General features: G+C 46.3%; 18 protein-coding genes, 1 pseudogene and 1 riboswitch. Of the genes and pseudogenes, 4 read left to right on the top strand and 15 right to left on the bottom strand.

The window, feature by feature from the left end; translation table 11 throughout:
* Positions 1 to 13 precede the first annotated feature (13 nt).
* The 7 genes from guaB to MWG72_RS03925 form a co-directional block, all read right to left on the bottom strand.
* Positions 14 to 1,480, bottom strand: coding sequence for an IMP dehydrogenase (gene guaB, locus MWG72_RS03955; RefSeq protein WP_004281332.1), 1,467 nt, complete (start codon positions 1,478 to 1,480; stop codon positions 14 to 16).
* 224 nt (positions 1,481 to 1,704) lie between these two features.
* Positions 1,705 to 2,070 carry a YkgJ family cysteine cluster protein gene (locus MWG72_RS03950; RefSeq protein ID WP_004281330.1) on the bottom strand — a complete coding sequence of 122 codons (366 nt, stop codon included), beginning with the start codon at positions 2,068 to 2,070 and terminating at the stop codon, positions 1,705 to 1,707.
* Positions 2,071 to 2,166: 96 nt separating this feature from the next.
* On the bottom strand, positions 2,167 to 2,964 hold the full coding sequence (locus MWG72_RS03945) for an oxygen-binding di-iron domain-containing protein (protein WP_005250340.1): 798 nt from the start codon (positions 2,962 to 2,964) through the stop codon (positions 2,167 to 2,169).
* A gap of 184 nt (positions 2,965 to 3,148) precedes the next feature.
* The gene (locus MWG72_RS03940) at positions 3,149 to 3,724 is read right to left on the bottom strand and encodes a TMEM165/GDT1 family protein (protein WP_005250339.1); all 576 of its coding nucleotides are present in this window, start codon (positions 3,722 to 3,724) and stop codon (positions 3,149 to 3,151) included.
* A gap of 72 nt (positions 3,725 to 3,796) precedes the next feature.
* Positions 3,797 to 3,938, bottom strand: a riboswitch (yybP-ykoY riboswitch).
* A 127-nt stretch (positions 3,939 to 4,065) separates the two neighbouring features.
* Positions 4,066 to 6,075, bottom strand: a complete 2,010-nt coding sequence (locus MWG72_RS03935) for a 2-oxo acid dehydrogenase subunit E2 (protein ID WP_247143272.1) — start codon at positions 6,073 to 6,075, stop codon at positions 4,066 to 4,068.
* Between the two features lie 2 nt (positions 6,076 to 6,077).
* Entirely contained in the window at positions 6,078 to 8,780 is a 2,703-nt protein-coding gene (gene aceE, locus MWG72_RS03930; RefSeq protein WP_180180807.1) for a pyruvate dehydrogenase (acetyl-transferring), homodimeric type, read from the bottom strand.
* 328 nt (positions 8,781 to 9,108) lie between these two features.
* Positions 9,109 to 9,792, bottom strand: coding sequence for a M23 family metallopeptidase (locus MWG72_RS03925; RefSeq protein WP_004281322.1), 684 nt, complete (start codon positions 9,790 to 9,792; stop codon positions 9,109 to 9,111).
* Between the two features lie 107 nt (positions 9,793 to 9,899).
* On the opposite strand from MWG72_RS03925, the gene MWG72_RS03920 reads away from it, so the two are divergent.
* Entirely contained in the window at positions 9,900 to 10,340 is a 441-nt protein-coding gene (locus MWG72_RS03920; protein WP_247143271.1) for a DciA family protein, read from the top strand.
* A 99-nt stretch (positions 10,341 to 10,439) separates the two neighbouring features.
* On the opposite strand, the gene lpxC is transcribed toward MWG72_RS03920, so the two are convergent.
* From lpxC to murG, 7 genes are all read right to left on the bottom strand, one after another.
* Positions 10,440 to 11,342: a UDP-3-O-acyl-N-acetylglucosamine deacetylase gene (gene lpxC / locus MWG72_RS03915; RefSeq protein WP_004647241.1), complete on the bottom strand. Its 903-nt coding sequence runs from the start codon at positions 11,340 to 11,342 to the stop codon at positions 10,440 to 10,442.
* A gap of 126 nt (positions 11,343 to 11,468) precedes the next feature.
* Positions 11,469 to 12,662 carry a cell division protein FtsZ gene (gene ftsZ, locus MWG72_RS03910; protein ID WP_247143270.1) on the bottom strand — a complete coding sequence of 398 codons (1,194 nt, stop codon included), beginning with the start codon at positions 12,660 to 12,662 and terminating at the stop codon, positions 11,469 to 11,471.
* Positions 12,663 to 12,821: 159 nt separating this feature from the next.
* Positions 12,822 to 14,084 carry a cell division protein FtsA gene (ftsA, locus tag MWG72_RS03905; RefSeq protein WP_005245712.1) on the bottom strand — a complete coding sequence of 421 codons (1,263 nt, stop codon included), beginning with the start codon at positions 14,082 to 14,084 and terminating at the stop codon, positions 12,822 to 12,824.
* A gap of 70 nt (positions 14,085 to 14,154) precedes the next feature.
* A complete protein-coding gene (locus tag MWG72_RS03900; RefSeq protein ID WP_247143269.1) occupies positions 14,155 to 15,009 on the bottom strand; it encodes a cell division protein FtsQ/DivIB in 855 nt (284 codons plus the stop codon).
* A gap of 2 nt (positions 15,010 to 15,011) precedes the next feature.
* A complete protein-coding gene (locus MWG72_RS03895) occupies positions 15,012 to 15,941 on the bottom strand; it encodes a D-alanine--D-alanine ligase (protein ID WP_004729157.1) in 930 nt (309 codons plus the stop codon).
* A 57-nt stretch (positions 15,942 to 15,998) separates the two neighbouring features.
* On the bottom strand, positions 15,999 to 17,447 hold the full coding sequence (gene murC / locus MWG72_RS03890; RefSeq protein WP_155861660.1) for a UDP-N-acetylmuramate--L-alanine ligase: 1,449 nt from the start codon (positions 17,445 to 17,447) through the stop codon (positions 15,999 to 16,001).
* A gap of 3 nt (positions 17,448 to 17,450) precedes the next feature.
* Complete coding sequence (gene murG / locus MWG72_RS03885; protein ID WP_247143268.1) at positions 17,451 to 18,557, bottom strand: undecaprenyldiphospho-muramoylpentapeptide beta-N-acetylglucosaminyltransferase; 1,107 nt, start codon at positions 18,555 to 18,557, stop codon at positions 17,451 to 17,453.
* A gap of 427 nt (positions 18,558 to 18,984) precedes the next feature.
* Between murG and MWG72_RS03880 the strand changes: the two are divergent.
* Positions 18,985 to 20,185, top strand: a pseudogene (locus tag MWG72_RS03880) (MFS transporter).
* A gap of 50 nt (positions 20,186 to 20,235) precedes the next feature.
* Here the strand turns inward: MWG72_RS03880 and gshB are convergent.
* The gene (gene gshB / locus MWG72_RS03875; protein WP_247143267.1) at positions 20,236 to 21,186 is read right to left on the bottom strand and encodes a glutathione synthase; all 951 of its coding nucleotides are present in this window, start codon (positions 21,184 to 21,186) and stop codon (positions 20,236 to 20,238) included.
* A 143-nt stretch (positions 21,187 to 21,329) separates the two neighbouring features.
* Here gshB and MWG72_RS03870 point away from each other — a divergent pair, with 143 nt between their 5' ends.
* Positions 21,330 to 21,530, top strand: coding sequence for a DUF3565 domain-containing protein (locus MWG72_RS03870; protein ID WP_005250311.1), 201 nt, complete (start codon positions 21,330 to 21,332; stop codon positions 21,528 to 21,530).
* A gap of 124 nt (positions 21,531 to 21,654) precedes the next feature.
* Entirely contained in the window at positions 21,655 to 22,077 is a 423-nt protein-coding gene (locus MWG72_RS03865) for a hypothetical protein (RefSeq protein WP_005267669.1), read from the top strand.
* The last annotated feature ends 16 nt before the right edge of the window (positions 22,078 to 22,093 follow it).

Here is a 22,093-nt window from a genome sequence, read left to right as displayed (position 1 = left end):
AAATCACGGGAGATTAACCCACGCGATAGTTTGGTGCTTCTTTGGTAATGGTCACATCATGTACATGTGACTCCGACATACCGGCAGAAGTGATTTTCACAAACTTAGCATTTTGACGCAGGTCTTCAATTGTCGCAGAACCGGTATAACCCATCGAAGAACGTAGGCCTCCCATCATCTGATGTACGATATTACCCATTGGGCCTTTGTACGGTACGCGACCTTCAATACCTTCTGGAACTAGCTTCTCGGCACCAGCCTTGGAGTCCTGGAAGTAACGGTCAGCAGAACCTGTCGCACCTGCCATGGCACCCAATGAACCCATACCACGATAAGCCTTGTAGTAGCGGCCCTGGAAGAATTCAACTTCGCCTGGTGCTTCTTCAGTACCGGCCATCAATGAACCAACCATAATCGTGCTCGCGCCCGCACCAATCGCTTTAGCCATATCGCCAGAGAAACGGATACCGCCATCCGCGATCAAAGGAATCTGATCTTTCAGCGCATTGGCAACAGAATCAATTGCAGAGATTTGTGGCATACCAATACCCGCCACAATACGCGTGGTACAGATTGAACCAGGACCAATACCAACTTTAACGGCATCAGCACCTGCATCAAGCAACGCCAGCGCAGCATCACCTGTTGCGATGTTACCGCCAATCACCTGAACTTGTGGATAGTTGGCCTTAACCCAACGTACACGCTCAATCACACCCGCAGAATGACCATGTGCAGTATCGACTACAATCACGTCCACACCTGCATCAACCAGGGCTTCTACGCGGCTTGGCGTTTCTGCACCAGTACCGACAGCAGCACCAACACGCAGACGACCCAGGTCATCTTTACAGCTATTTGGATACAATTCAGCTTTACGGAAATCGGTTACCGTAATTAAGCCTTTCAGCTCTTGCTGATCGTTGACCACCAATACTTTTTCAATACGGTGCTGTTGCAATAAAGCTTGGATATTTTCTTTCGATTCGCCTTCACGAACTGTCACCAGACGATCCTGACCAGTCATGATATTGCTGACTGGCTGCTCAAGATTGGTTTCAAAGCGTGTATCACGACCTGTCACGATACCCACCACTTTGCCGTCTTTCACAACAGGCACACCACTGATATTATTGGCTTGAGTCAGCGCAATCAATTCACGTACTGTGGTCTCAGGAGTGACTGTAATCGGGTCTTTAACCATACCCGCTTCGAATTTTTTCACACGGCGCACTTCTGCAGCCTGAACAGCGATATCCATGTTCTTGTGCAAAATACCGATACCACCATTTTGCGCCATTGCAATTGCCATACGGGACTCAGTCACCGTATCCATTGCTGCGGATACAAGAGGAATATTCAGGTTAATGCCACGAGTTAAACGTGTCTTTAGGGAGACATCTTTTGGAAGAACAGTAGAATAGGCAGGGAGTAATAGGACATCATCGAAGGTTAACGCGTCTTGAACGATGGTCAACATAACAGTCTCACTGGTAATTTCCGTGCACTATTATAAACAAATATCGGCTTAAATTTCATTGCAATTGCAAAATTATTTTTTTATTCAAGCTTTGTACACGCAGATCTATGTGGGTGCTAAAACAGTATCAATAATACCTCTGATAATGAAGTTCCCTATTTTAAATATACCCCGATCATTTTAATGGAGTGAAAAGCAGAGCCTAAGCTCTGCTTTGGATGGATTTAGCTGACATATTCAAAACTGTCATCATTGTCAGCTTCATCAGTTTCAATCTGGACAAAGGGCAACATATTGTGTGCAACACGTGCCTTGTTGCATTGATCATCGGCAATCTGCACTTCTTTGCAGGATGAACTGCGCTGCTCATACATGCCGCAGCTGACCTGCTGGCCGATGGTGCCATCAAGTGCGATACAGCGTGGATCTTTTTGATTGGTTCCAGCCATACATGAATAGACTGCTGTCACAGGTTCGGTATAGTGCTCAGGCATATGAATACCTTCAGCCCAATAGAACGAAACCCTGAAATAGGCGCAGCACGCCCCGCAGCTTAAACACGCATCCGGTTTTGGAACTTGAGACAACATTTCTTATAAGTTCTCGTCATCAAAAAAAGTTTTTTGGAGAAGAAATATAAAAAATGTTGTTTTTCCACACAAGAAAAAAATTATTTTTTGTGTGAACTATTCAGGACAGGTAAAAACCGTTTCATCCATCAGGTCAGTGCCGCATTCCAGCGTTTCAATCCAGTCCAGAAACTGGGTAATCTGCTCTTTGCCGATAAATGGTGTGCCATGCTGCGGCACAATCATCTCGATTTCCATGCTGCGTACCATTTTCACCCAGAGACGAATCACCTTGTTATTGCACATATAGCGTTGATGGAAGCTTTTCATTTTTGGGATATGCGCGGCAAAGTTTTCCAGTGGCTTGGCGGCATCTTCAACCATGGACGCACCCATATCACCTGAAAATAAAATTTTGGCAATCGGATCATAAAACTGGAAATTCCCTACCGAATGCAGAAAATGCGCCGGTACCGCCACAATATGAGATTGGCCCAGTGGAATGATTTGACCATGATCCGGAAGCTCCACCAGACGGTCCAGCCAGTTGCCTTTCATCCGGTCGCTCATAAAGGCCGAGTTTAAGTGCGGCAAGAAACGCGCCCACAGCTTGGATGCCACCACTTTGGCATCGGTATATACCAGCCAGCGCGGCATGGAAGTGATAATGTCCGGGTCTTGATGTGAAGCCATGACATAGTCCAGATGGGTCAAGCGGGTGTATTTATTCAGTTCCATGGTCAGCGGCACATAGGTTAAATCACCACCCGGATCGAGTACCGCTGCGCGCTCATGATCAATAATCAAAAACTGGTTTGCCTGAACGCCTTCACCTTTGACCAGACTGGTAAAACTGATGCATTTATGTGTCCCATTATCAAACAGGACTTGCGATGTGGTGCGCTCAAAAACCATGTAAATTCCCCAATTTATAATAAAAATAACGTTTTTATACCCGTATAAAATATAAGGAATTTATCAAACTTACAATCAATAAAACTAGCCATATCACACTATTTATCAAGGTTTTGAGAGAATTTTAACCATAAAAAATCCTGAGTTTTTAGCTCAGGATTCATGTAATTTATTATTTTATAATTTAAAAGAAATAATGTTGGGCCAGGGTCGCGACACCAATCACCAGGAAAATCACCGCACCAATTTTATGAATCAGGCTGATCGGCAATCTGTTCGCCAGCTTATCTCCCAAAAACACTGCAGGTGCATTGGCCAGCATCATGCCCAAAGTGGTCCCCAGCATGACCCAGAATACGCTGTCGAAACGTGCTGCCAGTGCAACTGTGGCAATTTGAGTTTTATCACCGATTTCTGCCAGAAAGAATAAAATAAAGGTTGCGCCAAAGACCCCGAATTTTTGCCATTTATTGATACTGGCATTTTCATCCCCGAGTTCATCCGGAATCAGCATCCAGACGGCCATTGCGATAAAGCCAATCGAGACGATCCACAGTAGCACCTCCGGCCCAATCACCGTGGTCACCCATTGTCCCAATACCGCAGAAAGGCCGTGGTTAATCAGCGTCGCCAATAAAATAGCAAATAAAATAGGAACAGGTTTGCGAAAACGTGCAGCAAGCAGCAAAGCAAGCAGTTGGGTTTTATCACCCATTTCAGCCAGCGCTACAATTGCAGTCGACAGTAGGAATTCATACATGAGGTTTTTCTCTGGCTAGCATCCAATACCAATGACTCACCGCTCCTGCTAGCCAAAATCTGCAGAGTGGTAAATCAAAGGTCTTGCCAACAAAAGAAAGCTTGGAAAAGCTGACTTGGTTCTTTGCTATGATGACCATGCTCGGTTGAGCAAATATGTTGACCATCACCCTTCTGCTTTGCGCAAAAGGCGGCTACTCCCCAATGAAGTGCGCCAAGTATAGAATCAAATAGATTATTTTTCAATGCAGCAGCAAAAAACCCTGCCGAAGCAGGGTTTTTCTCTTTACACCCTCTTTGTCTTTCTCCCAGAGAGAGAATAAAGGGCATATACATGATTTTTTAGATCAATAAAGTACGGATATCTTTGAGCAGCTTGGTCAGCTTGTTGGTGAAACGAGCAGCATCTGCACCATTGATCACACGGTGATCGTAGGACAATGAAAGCGGCAGCATCAAGCGTGGATCAAAGCCTTCACCATTCCAAACCGGTTGCATGGTTGCAGGAGAAATCCCCAGAATTGCCACTTGCGGCCAGTTCACCAATGGCGTAAATGCTGTACCACCAATTGAACCTAGGCTAGTGATAGTGAAGTTCGCACCTTGCAGATCTTTCGGCGACAATTTCTTGTCACGCGCTTTTTGACCCAAGATTCCTAGCTCAGTGGCAATCTGTTTAATTGACTTCTGATCTGGGTGACGCAGCACAGGCACGGTCAAACCATCTGGCGTTGCGACCGCGATACCCATATGGATCTCGTTACGTAGCAATACTGACTTACCATCATCGGCCAAGTGACCAGCAAACTCACGCTCTTCTTTTAACAAGTGCGCAACTGCTTTGATGATGAACGCCATAATGGTCAGGCTCAGGCCTTCTTTCTTGAAGTTGCCTTTCAGTTCATTACGCCATGCTTCCAGTTCCGTAATATCTGCTGCATCAAACTGGGTCACTTGCGGAATGAAATTATTCAGCGACAACTGTGGAATAGACACTTGTTGCAAGCGCGTCAAGGCTTTCTCTTCCACACCACCAAAAGCGCTAAAGTCTGGCAGTTTTGGCAGACCTGCGACTTGAGCAGCAGCGGCTACAGGAGCCGCCTGTGGCGTAGTAAGACGCGTTTTGACATACGCTTTCAGGTCTTCTTTCATGACGCGCGCATGTGGGCCAGATGCTTTGACGTCTGCCAACACGACGCCCAGTTCACGGGCCAGTTTACGCACCGCAGGACCGGCATAAACTTTAGAATTAGCGGCATTCTGCTCTTTGGTCAGCTTGTCAGCATTATCCGACGTCGTGACTGTTTGAGTAGAAGATGCAGCAGGTGCCGGGGCTGCTTTTGGTGCTTCTGCTGCTTTCGGTGCTTCTGCTTTGGCTACGACAGGTGCAGCAGCTGCTTGCGCTTCAGCTTCAATTGTCACCAGTGCAATGCCTTGAGAGACATTTTGACCCAGCTCAACATGAATGGCTTTAATCACGCCAGCTGTAGTGCTTGGCACTTCAACAGTGGCTTTATCTGATTCTACCACGATGATGCTCTGATCTTTTTCAACCGTATCTCCGACCTGAACCAGAATTTCAGCCACAGCCGCCTTGTCTACACCCAGGTCAGGCACCATCACTTCAACATTACCTGCAGGTGCTGCTGACGTTTGTGGTGCTTCAACTGCTTTCTCTTGGGCCGCCGCTTGAGCAACTGGTGCTTGAGGTGGTTCTGGCTGTGCTGACGCTGCCGAAACAGCCGTTTTCACTTTCAGAATGACCACACCTTCTTTAATGGTATCGCCTTCTTTAATCTCTATGGATTCCACCGTGCCGGAAACCGTACTTGGCACTTCAACAGTCGCCTTGTCTGATTCCACCACTACGATACTTTGATCTACCTCGATTTCATCACCGACAGCGACCAGGATTTCCCCTACAGTAGCTTTTTCTACACCAATATCGGGGATTTGTACATCAACCACCTGTGAGCTCGCTTGAGCCTCAGGAGCAGCAGAAGCTTTAGGCTGATGTGAAGCCAGTTCCTGCATGATTTCCTGATCCGGCAATGAAGTCGGAGTATTTTCTGAAGTTTTTTGTGAGGCATCTGCTTGCTGTGGCTCGACCACATCGGCGCTACCGTCTTCAGCTTGCAGTTCAATCAGTACCGCGCCTTCAGCGACTTCATCACCCTGGCTGACCAGAATGCTTTTTACCACGCCTGCTGAAGTGCTAGGCACTTCAACAGAGGCTTTATCAGATTCAAGCAATACAATGCTGTCATCAATCGCGATCGTATCACCGACTTTGACCAGAATTTCGGCCACTGTTGCCTTATCTACACCAATATCAGGAGTCGTAATTTGCATGCTTAGTTCTCCTCTTTGTAGTCAGCAACAGCATGTACACATGGGGTTTCTTGCGGTGCCCAAGCCACTGGACGATCTGTATCAAGCTCGAAAGTCGAGATCGCATCTTTTACCAGGCGCGCATCAACTTCACCTTCATCTGCCAGTTTTTTCAAAGTTGCCACCACAATATGGGCAGCATCAACACCGAAGTAACTACGCAAGTTGGCACGTGTATCTGAACGGCCATAACCGTCAGTACCCAATGCTACGAATGGACGGCCATCTGGAAGATAAGCACGAATCTGTTCGCTATAAGCACGCATATGATCGGTTGCAGACACGACGATACCTTCAGTACCGCGAAGCTGTTTCGATACCCATGCTTCTTTTACGTCTTCAGCCAGCGGATGCAAGCGGTTGTATTCTTCACATGCCATACCGTCACGTGCCAGTTCATTGAAGCTGGTTACGCTGTAGACATTTGAATGAATTTGATATTCCTCACGAAGAATCTTCGCTGCCTTGATCACTTCACGCAGAATCACACCTGAGCCCAGTAACTGAACAGTGGCTTTTTCATCTTCTTCAAGCAGGTACATACCGCGCTTGATGCCTTCTTCAACACCTTTTGGCATTTCCGGATGCTCGTAGTTTTCGTTCATCACGGTCAGGTAATAGAACACACGTTCCTGGTTCACATACATACGTTGTAAACCGTCATGCACGATCACTGCCAATTCATAACCGAAACATGGGTCATAAGAAACACAGTTTGGAATGGTATTAGCCAAGATGTGTGAATGACCATCCTGATGCTGCAAGCCTTCACCGTTCAGTGTAGTACGACCTGCAGTTGCACCCAGCAAGAAGCCTTGTGCCTGTGCATCGCCTGCTGCCCAGGCAATATCACCGATACGCTGGAAACCAAACATCGAGTAGTACATATACATCGGAATCATTGGCAGGTTATTGGTTGAATAACTGGTCGCCAACGCTGCCCATGCACTCATCGCACCGGCTTCGTTAATCCCTTCCTGCAACATGTGACCGTCTTTGGCTTCACGGTAATGCATCAGCTGTTCTTGGTCTTCCGGAGTATATTTCTGGCCATGCGCGGCATAAATACCGAGCTGACGGAACATACCTTCCAGACCGAAAGTACGGGCTTCATCTGGAACAATTGGAACAACGCGGTCTTTAATCGCTTTCTCTTTAAGAAGTGCAGAGATTAAACGCACCATCACCATTGTGGTGGATTGTTCTTTACCATTTGAACCGGCCAAGACCGAATCAAATACTGAAAGTCCAGGAATCGCCAGCTGTTCGCTTTCCTTACGACGTGCAGGCAGGTAGCCACCTAGCGCCTCACGACGCGCCTTCATATATTTCAATTCAGGGGAATTTTCGCTTGGACGGTAGAACGGTACTTCTTCAAGCTGTTCATCAGTGAAAGGAAGGTTGAAACGGTCACGCACGTATTTCAAAGAATTGATTTGCATCTTCTTGATTTGGTGAGTTTTGTTGACTGCTTCGATTTCTTCCGACAAACCATAACCTTTCACGGTTTTTGCCAGAATCACGGTCGGCTGACCTTTGGCCGTACATGCTTCGGCATAAGCAGCAAAGACTTTGTACGGGTCGTGACCACCGCGGTTCAGATTATCAATATCTTCGTCGCTTAAGTCTTTAACCAACTCAGCTGCTTCTGGATATTTGCCGAAGAACTTTTCACGCGCGTAAGCACCACCTTTTACCTGGTAACGCTGGAAATCGCCATCGACCGCTTCTTCCATCACTGCTTTCAGTGCACCGGATTTATCTTTATCCAGTAGTGGATCCCAATGACGGCCCCACACAACTTTAATCACACGCCAGCCTGCGCCGCGGAATAATGACTCAAGTTCCTGAATGATCTTGCCATTACCACGTACCGGACCATCCAGACGTTGCAAGTTACAGTTCACTACCCAAATCAGGTTGTCGAGCTTTTCGCGACCTGCCAGAGAAATTGCACCCAAGCTTTCCGGCTCGTCCATCTCACCATCACCCAGATAAGCCCAAACCTTACGATCTTCTTCTTTAATCAGGCCACGGTTCATCAGGTACTTTTGGATATGTGCCTGATAAATTGACATGATTGGACCCAGACCCATCGATACGGTCGGGAACTGCCAGTAGTCCGGCATCAAATAAGGATGCGGATAAGATGGCAAACCTTTACCACCTACTTCACGACGGAAATTATTCAGGTGCTCTTCAGTCAAACGGCCTTCTAAAAATGAACGCGCGTAAATACCCGGTGCACAGTGACCTTGGTAATAGATCATGTCGCCGCCAAAGCTATCGCTGTTGGCACGGAAGAAGTGGTTAAAGCCCACATCATAAAGGGTTGCGGAAGAAGCAAAACTCGCCAAGTGACCACCGAGATCATCACCGGTTTTATTCGCGCGTAATACCATTGCCAAGGCATTCCAGCGGATCAGCGCGCGAATACGACGCTCCATATCCTGATCGCCTGGCATTGCAGGTTGTTCTTCAACAGAAATCGTATTTAAGTAGGGAGTATTTAAACGCTGGATAGGAACATGCTTTGCAATTGCGCGTTGATAAAGTTTTTCTAACAAAAATGCTGCACGCTCAGTGCCCATGTGCTGCAAAACAGAGTCAAATGCATCTTGCCATTCTTGGGTTTCTTGCGCGTCTGTATCGCCATAAAACGCCATAATCTACAGTTCCTAAAAGCCTAATCTAATGTCTTATATGTACCATATTTAAGACCTCTGCAGGTATGGCCTTAGCTGAATGCGATTTAGCAGTACTATTTAGGAACTAAATGATGGGTGACGTATAATTACACTACATAACAAAAAATAGTCAATAAAGGCGATTTATTATACAATCATTATAATAGTTGGTGATAATATGATATCTAAAAGCGATAAAACAAAAAGCCCTTCAAGTTGACTTGAAGAGCCTTCAGCTTAAACGCTTTAAAATGCTTATCGGAGATTTTTTATGTATAGAGATGCATCTTGTTATTCAGGTCTATACTTAAGGTAACATAGCCAAATAAGTGGATGGATTTTTACGTTGACCGTCTTTTACTACTTCATAATGCAAGTGTGGACCGGTACAGCGACCAGTACAGCCGACGTTGGCAATATGATCACCTGCTTGCACCTGCTCTCCCACACGTGCAATAAGACGTGAAGCATGGGCATAGCGCGTTAAATAGCCATTGCCATGATTGATTTCAACGTATTGACCATAACCTGTGCCCCAACCTGATTTGGTCACAATCCCTGGACCTGTTGCATAGATTGGTGTACCACTTGGCGCTGCAAGATCAAGGCCTGAATGATTTTCAGCACGGCCACTCATGGTACGGCCACCGTAATTTGAACTTACGCGAGAATTAGGTAAAGGATGAGAAATTAGCCAAGAATAAGCACTGTTTGCTGCCGCTTTGTTGGATGAAGTATTGGCATACTTCTGAGCAAGCGTACGATTGTTTAGTTCAACCGGTTTCTCACGAAGCTGAACATTTAATTTAGTCTGTGCTGGAATATCGATATCATCTGGATGAGTATATGCACCCTGTGCCAGAGTACGCGTCAATTGCTCGATACGATCTGTTGAACCATTTTCTTGATTTAGATTGACTAAATCTGCGAACGCAACCGAAGCCGCTGAAACTGATAAAGAAAATGCCAACAAAATACGTCGCATATGCATAAAAAACCTCTCTAAACTGCTTTAATCGAGTTTCTTGAAGATCTCTATCCTTGATATCCACTAAAAGAAGCGCATAAGATTAAGACATAAATATGTAGGAATTATGTATGTCGGAACCTGTCAACGTTTTTCAACAAACAAGAAAACAGATAAAAACAGGAAACTTTTCGTTTCTCTCATCACAAGTCGCTGCCTGGCAGAAACTTACGAAACTCGTACAACCGCTATTGCCCCAACCGGAACTCTGGCAGGTTGTCTGCTATCAAAATGGTGTGTTAACGATTACTGGTGAAAACCAGGCCATGATCAGTCAATTGGCCTATCTTCAAAAGCAATACATTTCACAACTCTCTCAAATAAATGAATTAAGAGATCTCACTAAACTTCAAGTTTGCTTGCGGAATCCTTCGCAAACATCACCTGTTTCAGCAACACCTGAAAGAGCCTTAAATGCAGAAACACAGGAATTACTTCGTAGTGCTGCTGACTTTATAAGCGACCCTAAGCTTAGCCAAGCTTTACTACGTTTGGCAAGCAATAAAAAGTAACATCGCAATCAAATGTAATAAATTTAAAAGCAAACATTATGTGATGTGTGTCACAGTATTAAAGCAATAACAAAAACATAAAGACACAAACACAATGACTTATGTCACATTCACATACATGATTGGACAATTAGCTTCGTCATCAAATGTTACAATTTCATAGCAGCTTGGATCACTTTTCACATTGCGTAAAAGTTGATTATTCAAGGCATGTCCAGATTTGTAACCATCAAATTTGGCAATAATCTGATGTCCGAGCAGGTATAAATCACCCACGGCATCCAGAATTTTATGACGTACAAATTCGTCCGAGAAACGTAAACCTTCTTCATTAACGACCCCAGTTTCATCCACACCAATGGCATTTTCCAGACTGGCACCCAGCGCCAGGTTATTGGCTTTGAGATAATCCAGATCTTTCATAAAACCAAAGGTACGCGCTTCACTGACTTCATAAACGAAGGTTTCAGTAGAAAAATCGATACTGGCAGACTGATGTTCTTTTTTAAAGGCAGGATGATCAAAATCAATGGTGAAGTTCAGCTGAAAGCCCTCATGTGGGCTAAAAATGGCACGTTTGTCATCAATCAGTGCTTCAACCGGTTTAATAATCTTGACGAATTTTTTAGCAGCATCCAGTTCTTGCAAACCACCCTGCATTAACAGGTAAATAAACGGACCTGCGCTGCCGTCCATAATCGGCACTTCAGAAGCCGATACTTCAATAATTAGGTTATCAATGCCCAGACCAGCGATCGCACTCATGACATGTTCAATGGTGCCTACTTTGGCATTTTCCTGAACCAGGTTCGAGCACATAAAGGCTTCCTGAATCAACATGGCATCGGCAGGAATGTCCACCGGCGGATTCAGGTCAATACGACGAAACACAATTCCCCCATCGGCATGGTGCGGCACAAAGTTAATCATGACTTTTTGCCCACTGTGAAGACCGATTCCGCTCGCTTTCACGACACGTTTCAGGGTACGTTGTTTCAACATGCTTTTATCATCTGTTCATCTATAAAACCGCTATACGTTAGCATATTTGGCCATTGATAAAAAACAAAAAGGTGGCTTAAAAGCCACCTTTCCTGTCTAATCCAGCTAAACACATGATGTTACATGTTATTTACGCTGTTGATTCTTAAGATAATCCTGAATACTCATTGGCGTTGGGCGCGGGCTAGAAACTGAAGTTGCTGCTGGATTCGCTGCTGCACCTGTTTCATGTTGCTGACGCTGAATTGCCGGTACATCATCATCTTCCACCACAGCCTGTGCAACTGCTGCTGGACGAGTTGCCTGTACATTAGTACGTTTGGTCGGTTCAACTGAATCCGCTGCATGACGGGTTAAACCTGTTGCAATCACAGTCACGCTGATTTCATCACGCGCATCCGGATCAAAAACGGTACCGTAGAACACCTGACCCTCATCTAAATCGACAATCTGGTTCACGACATCAGTAATTTCTTCAATTTCACCGAAAGTCACGTCATCGCCACCAGTCACGTTGATCAGAATGCCTTTGGCATTCATGATAGTCACGTTGTCGAGTAATGGACTACGGATTGCCTGCTCAGCAGCCTGACGTGCACGGTTCTCACCACGACCCAGACCGACACCCATCATGGCATAACCACGAGTGCTCATGGCTGTTTTTAAGTCAGCAAAGTCAAGGTTGATATGGCCAGGACGGACTACCAAATCAAAAATACTGCGTACTGCATTCAGTAGAACATCATCCGCTTTTTTATATGCATCTTTCATTGAAATATCACGGAAGACTTTCAATAGACGCTGGTTTGGAATGATGATTAATGAGTCTACATGCTGCTCAAGAGCTTCGATGCCTTTTTCAGCAGACTGTAGACGGCGTTTGCCTTCAAAGTTAAATGGCGTGGTCACGACACCAACGGTCAAGATACCCATTTCTTTCGCAATTTCAGCCACGACTGGCGCTGCACCGGTACCGGTACCACCGCCCATACCCGCAGTAACAAAGACCATATCGGTCCCTTCAAGCTGCTGGCGGATCAGTTCACGGCTTTCTTCTGCTGCGGTCTGGCCGACTTGCGGATTTGCACCTGCACCCAGACCACGGGTACTTTGCTCGCCCAGCTGAATTTTAAATTCGGCTTCCATGCGATCCAATGCCTGCTTGTCCGTATTGGCACAAACAAACTTTACGCCCTGGATATCGGACTGCAACATATGTTGTACAGCATTACCACCCGCACCACCTACACCAAACACAGTGAAACGGGCTTGACCATTGCTATCGCTATGATCGTCTTCGAAAAATTCAAATGAGGCCATGACCTATAAAATTCCTAATTCATAATTGGCAGTCACTAAGCCCGTATACTGCCTTAATCTTAATAAAATTGTTTTTAAGAATGCTGCTCATGCGTTCACTTGTCAAGTACAAGCCGGATTAACTACATCTTCCCAACAATATTCACAATAAAAATCGACTTAAAAGATTGATTTCAAGGTGTCATTAAAGCCAAACAAGGCTCTTTTGACCCGCTTGGCCAATGACAACCGTTCTACATCATCCTGTTCCACAATCGTGTCCTGGGTATCACTCTGACTAAACATCAGCAAGCCCGCCACAGTGCTATATTGTGAGCGACGTAAAGCAGCCTGATGTTGTTCATCTGCATACACCTGAGTCGGCGGATTACCTAAATGTGCCGAGACTCCCATGGTACGGCGAACAAAACTCACCATCCCTTCGATATGACTGGCATCACCGGTCAATACCACACCATGATACAAGCCCTGGAGGGCACCATTTTTTACCAGTTCATCACGCACCAGACCCAGAATTTCTTCATAACGCGCCATGATGATTTCGGTCAGCTCGATCCGGCTGATGGTCTGTGGTCCATCAATGCCCTGGAACTGAATCATATGGTCAGGCTTGACCACTTTCAGGTCGACACAGCCATACAATAATTTCAGGCGTTCAGCTTCTTCAGTTGTGGTTTGCAATACTGCTGCAATATCACGAGTCACATGTTCACCGCCACGCTGGAAGGTATGGGTTAAGGCTAGACGACCATCCACATACACTGCAACATTGGTCGTGCCGGCACCTATATCTACTAAGCATACGCCATATTCTTTTTCGTCTTTGAGCAGGCTGGCTTCGGCGGTGGCCAAGCTCGACACCACCATTTTTTCCACGCCAATATTGGCACCTTTCAGGGCGCGATCAATATTTTGCATGGTACTAATCGGCAGCATCATTAGATGATAATGCCCAGTCATGCTATGTGCCGACATACGAATCGGGTTTAGCACCCATTCCGGTGAATCATCCAGCTCAAAACCCAGAGGTACAGCACTGACCAGATAATGATCTGAAGTCAAATGACTGGCTTTGGCCAATTCCAGTGCACGCACCACTTCACTGGTGGTAATCGCATGTTCGCTATTGTCGATCGAGGTACGACCTGAAGCATAAAAGCTTTTTAATTCGGCACTTGGAATAGAGACCCAGGCAGAATGTACACGACATTCCGCCATATCTTCTGCTTCTTGAACGGCATTTTTAATTGCAGTAATAACTTTATCGAGACTGACAATTTTCCCTTTACTCATGCCTCGGTTACGAGCGGTGGCCATACCAATCACTTGGATATTGTCTGGCGCGTGTACCTTGCCAATCAAAACTGAAACTTTGTGTGTCCCAATGTCAATCGCCACAACCGAGGGAACAGCTTCACTCATTATTCACTACTACCATTACGTGTTTGTTAGATTTATGGCTTTAAATGCCTCTATTTTTTAAAGCCGGTCATTATGGCTTTACTGTTACCTTATTCTCAACGCCCGTGTCATCAATGGTTACAATAAAATGTCCATTTACAATTTTAGGCGGAATTGAATTTTTCCACTGGATCGACAATCCATTGCGATAACGCAGGTCGATGGCCGAAATTTTAGACCAGACCGGCTTCAAATCACTCTGAGACAGATGGCTCAGGCGTTGTAATTTGCTCATGGTCTGATCTTTATCCACAATTATTCTTAAACCCGAATCAAACTGCATAAACCAGGTCATTCGCTCGGTGAGATATAATTCTTTTAGACGAATGCCTTGTGGCAAAAATAATTGATTAATTTCATTATAACGACGCATCATGGTTTCTGCATGGCTCGCCGGCCCATGTAGTAACGGTAATGCCTGATAATTCTTGGGTGTGACTTCCGTGAAAATCACACCACTGTCACTCAATAAACGTCCCGTTCCCCAACGCGCAATCGCATGATGCGGCATCACCCGCACCCGAATGCCATTTGGCCAGGCTCGGGACACCACGACCCGATCTACCCAGGACAATTCCAGGGTACGATCACGGATCGCTTCCAAATCCGAAGTAAAATAGTTTTCGGTCACAATCGGTGACACATACTGCATGACCTGACGCTGTTCAGCAACCGAGCGCGTACCCACGACACCCAGCTCTGCCACGTCACTATTGGTCATGACTTTATATAAGCCCAATATTCCAAAGGCCAGCACCAGTAGCGCAATACACAACAATAACCAGCCACCAAAATTGGTCAGCTTTTCTTTGCGTGTTGGCGGCTTGTCGTGAATTGAAGTAATCGCAGCACGTTTACGGCGCATGGAAACAGGAAGTTGAGCCATATTTAGTGTGCCGAACCAGTCAAGGTCTGTTCCAGTATCGCCACACACAGCTCATCAAAACTGTAACCGACTGCAGCTGCCGCCTTTGGCACCAGTGAATGACTGGTCATTCCCGGCACGGTATTCACTTCAAGCAACCAGAAGTTGCCCTGTTCATCCTGCATGGCATCAATCCGGCCCCAACCGCTGGCACCGACTGCCTGGAATGCGCGCAAACTCAAGGCTTTTAACTGCTGCTCTTCAGCTTCACTTAAACCACATGGAATGCCATATTGCACATCATTACGCTGATATTTCGCTTCATAATCGTAGAAGGCAACATCTTGAGGCGGTTCAAGACGAATCACCGGTAGCGCCTGACCATTTAAAACCACAATGGTGTATTCACGGCCGGTAATCCATTTTTCTGCCATCACCACGGCATCATGTTCAGTTGCCTTGGTAATCGCTTCGGCAAAGTCTTCAATTTTCTCGACCTTGCTCATGCCGATACTGGAACCTTCATGCACCGGCTTGATAATCAAAGGCAAGCCTAAAGCATTAACAATGTCGGTCGCATCAGAATCTTTGGTGACAATACGATACGGCGCTGTCGGTAATTCCGAACCCTGCCAGACCTGCTTGGTCTTGACCTTGTCCATGCCGATCGCAGAACCTTGTACACCGGTACCGGTATACGGCACGTTTAACCATTCCAGTGCACCCTGAATTTGGCCGTCTTCCCCGCCACGTCCATGCAATACAATAAAAGCACGATCATAATTTACCAGTTCTGTGACACTACGCTCCTGCGGGTCAAACGCTTCCGCATTAACCCCTGAACGCACTAATGCCTCAAGTACCGCCGTACCACTGTCTAGAGAAACCTCACGCTCTGCAGATTTACCACCAAGCAACACGGCAACTTTTCCGAATTTTGAAGCATTTGACACGTTTATATCCTTAAACTTTTTTCAATCTGGTCAATTCAATTCAGTCATGCAAGATGACTATTTTATATATAAGTGATTTTGCGCAAGCTCGACTGAGATTGCTCCAACATTACCTGCGCCCTGGGTTAATAACAAGTCATTTGCTTGCAATACTTTTCTCATGATCTGATTCAGGTTGCCGTCCGCTGCATCAACCAGAATCGGCTCGACTTCGCCACGTAGACGAATGCTGCGGGCCAAAGTACGGCTGTCCGCCCCGACAATCGGTTTTTCACCGGCAGGATAAACATCCAGCAACAATAACTGGTCTACAGTAGAAAGCACTTCCACAAAATCATCAAAACAGTCACGGGTACGGCTATAACGGTGTGGCTGGAACATCATTACCAAACGACGGTCCGGATGACTCTGACGCGCGGCTTTAATCGTCGCTTCGACTTCTTTTGGATGATGACCATAGTCATCCACCAATTTCACGTCACCGCCCTCAATCGCAAACTCACCCTGAACCTCAAAGCGGCGACCCACACCACTGAAACCTTCCAGTGCACGGCAGATTGAAGCATCAGACACGCCTTCATCGGTTGCTATACCAATCGCGGCCAGGGCATTCAGCACATTATGCAAACCTGGCTGGTTGACCGTTACACGCAATGGCTCACGCTCTTTACGCAATACGGTAAAGTGGGTTTGCATACCATCCTGATCAACATCTACTGCGCGGATGTCATTGTCTTCATTAAAACCATAAGTCAGTAACGGACGTGCAATCCGCGGCATGATTTCACGGATATTGGCATCATCACCACAGACTACGGCCAAGCCGTAAAATGGCAGTTTTTGCAGGAACTGGATAAAGGTATCTTTCAGGACATCGAAGCTACCGCCATAGGTATCCATATGATCGGCATCAATATTGGTCACCACGGCAGCCATCGGTTCCAGGTGCAGGAAAGAGGCGTCTGATTCATCAGCTTCGGCCACGATATAACGGCTGGCACCCAAGGCTGCGTTCATACCGGTACGGTTCAGTAAACCACCGATCACATAGGTTGGATCCATATTTTCTTCAGCCAGCATACAGGTGATCAGGCTGGTGGTCGTGGTCTTGCCATGCGTACCGGCAACGGCAATACCATGACGGTAACGCATCAGTTCACCCAGCATTTCCGCACGGCGAACCACAGGAATACGGTTTTCAATCGCGGTTTTAATTTCCGGATTTTCTTTATCAATCGCGGTAGAGACCACGATCACGTTGGCGCCCTTAATATTATTTGCAGTATGCCCGATATAGACTTTAATGCCATTCGCTTCCAGCTGTGCGGTGGTATTGGATGCCTTGATATCTGAACCGGAAACTTTATAGCCCTGGTTTTTCAGCACTTCCGCAATACCACACATGCCTGCGCCACCGATCCCCACAAAATGAATGTGTTTGATACGGCGCATTTCCGGCACTTTGATTAATTTTTTCGCTTGTTCAGCTGGGGTTACTGGAGACATAGTTTACTCGGATGATAATTCTTGAATTAAACGGACCACATGTTGAGTCGCATCGGGTTGAGCCTGGCGGCGTGCTTTCACGGCCATTTCCATTAACAGCTGGCGATTCAGCATCGGCTCTAATAAGGTTTTTAAACTGTCCGGGGTCATAGTGGCCTGCGGGCAAATCTTTGCCGCATTGATATTGGCCAGGAAACCGGCATTGGCCGTCTGGTGATCATCGACCGCACTTGGCAGCGGCACAAAAATCGCAGCGACCCCGGCAGTGGCAATTTCAGTCACGGTCAATGCACCGGCACGGCAAATCACCAGATCGGCATCAGAATAGGCGTTGGCCATATCTTCAATAAAGGGCTGGACTTCAACTTGCAGATTGGCCGGTGCATTTTCATAACGTGCCCGTGTCGCCTCGGCATGATTTTGCCCACACTGATGATAGACATTTAAAGGTACATTCAGTTGCTTTAAGGCTTCCGGAACCCGTTCATTTAAGGCTTGCGCCCCCAAGGACCCGCCAACGATCAGAATACGTAAAGACAATCCAGCCTTGTCACGCTGCTGATAACGCCAGGACGGATTTAAAATTTCGCTAATTTCCTGTCGTACCGGATTGCCGGTGGTGACGATTTTTTCCTGGGCCGGAAAAGTATTCGGGAAAGCCTGGCACACTGTTTTTGCCACACGCGACAATTGGGTATTGGTAAAACCGGCGACTGCATTCTGCTCATGGATCAGCACCGGAATACCTAAAATACGCGCAGCCAGACCACCCGGCCCGGCTACATAACCACCAAAGCCGGCGACGGCATCGACCTTGAGCTGTTTCATGAACTTCATGGCACTTAAGGTGGCTTTCATAATTTTAAAAGGCGCCAAGGCTTTACGCACAAAACCATTGCCACGCACACCCTGAATATCAATCTGATAAATGGGAATATTCTGGTTTTTTAACAGGCGGTTTTCCATGCCTACGGGCGTGGCCAACCATGAAACCTGTATACCTTTTTGTTGTAAATCTTTGGCAACAGCTAACGCTGGAAACACATGTCCACCTGTACCTGCGGCCATCATCATGACATGTTTAGGCTGTTTTTGCTGAGCATCGGTCACGGTTTAATTCTTCAATACTAAAAATGGAGCAGGAAATCTGATTTAAGTAATCAATTGTAATCACAAACCTCAGGCCATGAAAGTTTATTTACTTTATTTCAACAAGGCTTTAATTGTTTTTTTCACGCAAATTTCAAGTTTAGACTCGTTTTATTTATAAGGTCTGCACTTTTCCTTAGACTTAAGTGAAGCATCATACCAATTTTAAACTCACTTTTCATTATATTATCAATAACTTTGCCACGAAGAGCGCTTTATTTACAGCGGTCTTCCGTTTTCTCCCGTTCACCTCCTCTCTTATTATCATTGGCCGATAATCTTAGGCTTAAATCCTATCAATTTTATAAAAGTTTCATGCTATTTATATCTATATATGAATGATGCTTGATGTACAAGCAGATGCTTTAAATGGACTCAGTTCGGATAGATGTCAAAAATCTCATGTCGTGATGTATGGATTATCTTGGCCGGTTATCTGGCTGCGATCCATGTCGGCAAACTTTCGGCCGTGATTCCTGTGTTGCAACAGGATTTAAACCTGAGTTTTACCCAGGCTGGTTTTTCATTAGCGTTGATGCAGGCCGCCGGAATGCTGTTTGCGCTATGCATTGGCGCCTTCTCGGAAAAAATGGGATTAAAGCGCTGCCTGATCATGGCCTTAATCATTTTAGGGCTGAGCAGTCTTGCTGGGCTTTGGATTACGCAACCTGCCACTTTATATGTATTGCGTTTTATGGAAGGAATCGGATTTTTAACCATCTCCTTGTGCGCGCCTGCAATTTTAAAACGTACCAGCCGCGCTGAAACACTGAATTTCAAGATGGGACTCTGGAGTTCCTATATGGGGGTGGGTGTCAGTCTGGCCGTATTGATGATTCCTCTCCTGCTTGAATATCTGGACTGGCAAACGATCTGGGCCATTTTGGGCTGCCTGTGCCTTATCATTGCTGGCATGATCAAACAATATTTAAATATTGAACCTGTCCTGATAACACAGCCCGACTTTTCCCAGGCAACTACGGAAATACCTCATTCTGGCAGATTGTTAAAATTACCCTGACCCATCCTCCCATTATCTGTCTGGCGATTATTTTCGCCTGTTATACCAGTCAATGGATTACTGTCACGGGCTTCCTGCCTACACTGTATGTTGAACAGGGGCTGGACTTAAAACGTGCAGGGATGCTGGTCTCGATGGTCGTGCTGGCCAATCTGGGGGCACTTTTGGCGCAGGCATGTTGCTGCAACAGGGTTATAGACCGCACACCTTATTGAGTACCGGATTTGTGGCAATGCTCTGTAGCAGTTGTCTGGTATTTGCCGCAAATTCCTAGCTCTCATTTGAATTGCAGGTTGTCAGTGCCGTGCTGTTTTCACTGATTGGCGGGATGATCCCGACCACTGTTTTTGCGATTACCCTGCACTATGCGCCACGCGCCTATGCAGCAGCGGCCAGTGTGGGTCTGGTTTTACAAATTTCAGCCTGCGCACAGTTTTTTATACCGACCCTGAGCGCTGCGCTGATATCTGCCACCCAATACTGGGCCAATCTTGCCATTATCACCGTCTGCCTTTCGATGCTGGGCATGGTAATGACGGCATATTTATTTAAGCGTTACCCGAAATAAAAAGGTAAAAAGAGCCTGCAAGCAGACTCTTCTTTCACCTGATTTTGCCTTTAAACCTGATTGGCCTGACCAGCTTCCAGCACGGCAAACAGATCATCCGCAATCGAGATGCCAAACTGCGTATCAATTTCACGGATACAGGTTGGACTGGTCACATTAATTTCCGTGACATAATTTCCGATCACATCCAGCCCTACAAAGACCAGACCTTTTTCTCTGAGAAACGGCCCTACTTTTGCCGCAATGGCTTTGTCATTTTCAGTCAGGGGGCGTGCCTCGCCTAGGCCACCTGCGGCCAGATTACCGCGCACTTCACCATTTTGCGGAATACGGGCCAGACAATATGGCACTGGCTCGCCATTAATCATCAGGATGCGTTTATCGCCTTCGACAATTTCCGGAATATAACGCTGCGCCATAATCGGCTGGGTACCATTATTGGTCAGTATTTCAATGGTTGAACCGATATTGATCCCGTCCTGATACAGACGGAAAATCCCGGTGCCACCCATACCATCCAGCGGTTTTACAATCACATCGACCTGTTCTTTGAGAAATTCACGGATCAGGCTTTGCTGTGAAGTCACCAAGGTCGGAACTTGCAGATGCGGGAACTGGGTCGCGAACAGTTTTTCATTACAGTCACGCAGGCTTTGCGGTTTGTTGATGATCCATGCCCCTTCGCGCTCTGCCTGCTCCAGAATATAAGTGGTATAGACGAAGTTCATATCAAAAGGCGGATCTTTACGCATCAAGACAACGTCATAAGCAGCGATCGACTCTTTTTGTTTTTCGCCAAGTTCATAATAATGGTCGTAGTCTTCAAATACCTGTAACGGCGCGATCAGACCAAAGGCCTTGCCCTGATCGATATATAAATCTTGCTGCAATGCATAACCGAGTTCATGCCCGCGACGTGCTGCTGCCCACAGCATGGCCATGGTCGAGTCTTTCTTCAGGTTTACATTTTCAATGGGATCCATCACAACAAGTACGCGCATGTGTCTCTGCTCTTTTTCAAAAAATGACTTGGCAAGGAGTATAGCTTGTGTGGATTCTTTTGTTTATGGTGATTTTGCATGACTTATTTTGTATAGGTTTTTAGATAGATGCTCAGGCAATTTGAGCTCAAGGGAGGTATGCCATGCAACAGGCCATTATCGGTTTTCACCTGGATGAGGAACAGCATTGGGTTGCAGAACTGGCCTGCGGACATGGCCAGCATGTGCGGCATACCCCGCCCTGGCAAAATCGCCCATGGGTGATGACCGAGCAAGGACGTAAAGAAAAACTCGGGATGCTGCTAGACTGTAGAAAATGCGAAAAGTGCGAAACTGAAACCTGAACCTATGAAAAAAGTAGTATGTAGGTGACCTAAAAAATAATCTTGTCCAGAATTTGCTAATTTGAGTTACTGCGTTTATGCTTTTATTGCTCAAACATGAAGCGCATTTTTTCAGGGTGTACTTTTGCTCATACGGCTCGTCAAACAGATCTGGTTGGTGATGCTTGTGGTTTTTGCCATAGGCTGGAGCAGTGTGTCTGTCGCATCTGCAAACACCATGCATCTGGTTATGCCGTCTGAAAAAACGAATCCTCATTGTCTGGAAATGACAAAACCCTCTGCTTCTCACTCGCTGCATAAGACTGATCATCATCAAGATCAGGAACTGATTCAGCCGGACTGTGTCAGTGACAGCACCCAGCAGTCATCAGATTGTCTGGATTGTGGCACTATGGCCTGCCAGAACTTGGTCACCAGCCTGCCCATTACAACGCCCGAGTTAAGCGTGCCTGATCACGGTTATCCGGAAAAAACCCTCCTCCCTGCTTACCATGCCCAGCACCTTGCCGGTTACTGGCAAGAAATCCTGCGCCCACCCAAAGCTTGATCCTGAATTTTTAAAT

Origin of the sequence: Acinetobacter lwoffii (assembly GCF_022967985.1) — a bacterium.
Taxonomy (GTDB): domain Bacteria; phylum Pseudomonadota; class Gammaproteobacteria; order Pseudomonadales; family Moraxellaceae; genus Acinetobacter.
The sequence above is the reverse complement of the archived record's forward strand: the minus strand, read 5'-3'. Positions and strand labels throughout refer to the sequence as shown.

What these genes read in the sequence shown, in the direction of transcription:
- guaB (WP_004281332.1), bottom strand. Translation starts at nt 1,480, where the DNA reads ATGTTGACCATCGTTCAAGACGCGTTAACCTTCGATGATGTCCTATTA.
- MWG72_RS03925 (WP_004281322.1), bottom strand. Translation starts at nt 9,792, where the DNA reads ATGCATATGCGACGTATTTTGTTGGCATTTTCTTTATCAGTTTCAGCG.
- ftsZ (WP_247143270.1), bottom strand. Translation starts at nt 12,662, where the DNA reads ATGGCCTCATTTGAATTTTTCGAAGACGATCATAGCGATAGCAATGGT.
- gshB (WP_247143267.1), bottom strand. Translation starts at nt 21,186, where the DNA reads ATGCGCGTACTTGTTGTGATGGATCCCATTGAAAATGTAAACCTGAAG.
- MWG72_RS03935 (WP_247143272.1), bottom strand. Translation starts at nt 6,075, where the DNA reads ATGCAAATTACGACTCCTGATATTGGTGTAGATAAGGCAACAGTGGCC.
- MWG72_RS03940 (WP_005250339.1), bottom strand. Translation starts at nt 3,724, where the DNA reads ATGTATGAATTCCTACTGTCGACTGCAATTGTAGCGCTGGCTGAAATG.
- MWG72_RS03950 (WP_004281330.1), bottom strand. Translation starts at nt 2,070, where the DNA reads ATGTTGTCTCAAGTTCCAAAACCGGATGCGTGTTTAAGCTGCGGGGCG.
- MWG72_RS03900 (WP_247143269.1), bottom strand. Translation starts at nt 15,009, where the DNA reads ATGGCTCAACTTCCTGTTTCCATGCGCCGTAAACGTGCTGCGATTACT.
- MWG72_RS03870 (WP_005250311.1), top strand. Translation starts at nt 21,330, where the DNA reads ATGCAACAGGCCATTATCGGTTTTCACCTGGATGAGGAACAGCATTGG.
- aceE (WP_180180807.1), bottom strand. Translation starts at nt 8,780, where the DNA reads ATGGCGTTTTATGGCGATACAGACGCGCAAGAAACCCAAGAATGGCAA.
- MWG72_RS03945 (WP_005250340.1), bottom strand. Translation starts at nt 2,964, where the DNA reads ATGGTTTTTGAGCGCACCACATCGCAAGTCCTGTTTGATAATGGGACA.
- lpxC (WP_004647241.1), bottom strand. Translation starts at nt 11,342, where the DNA reads ATGTTGAAACAACGTACCCTGAAACGTGTCGTGAAAGCGAGCGGAATC.
- ftsA (WP_005245712.1), bottom strand. Translation starts at nt 14,084, where the DNA reads ATGAGTGAAGCTGTTCCCTCGGTTGTGGCGATTGACATTGGGACACAC.
- murC (WP_155861660.1), bottom strand. Translation starts at nt 17,447, where the DNA reads ATGTCTCCAGTAACCCCAGCTGAACAAGCGAAAAAATTAATCAAAGTG.
- MWG72_RS03920 (WP_247143271.1), top strand. Translation starts at nt 9,900, where the DNA reads ATGTCGGAACCTGTCAACGTTTTTCAACAAACAAGAAAACAGATAAAA.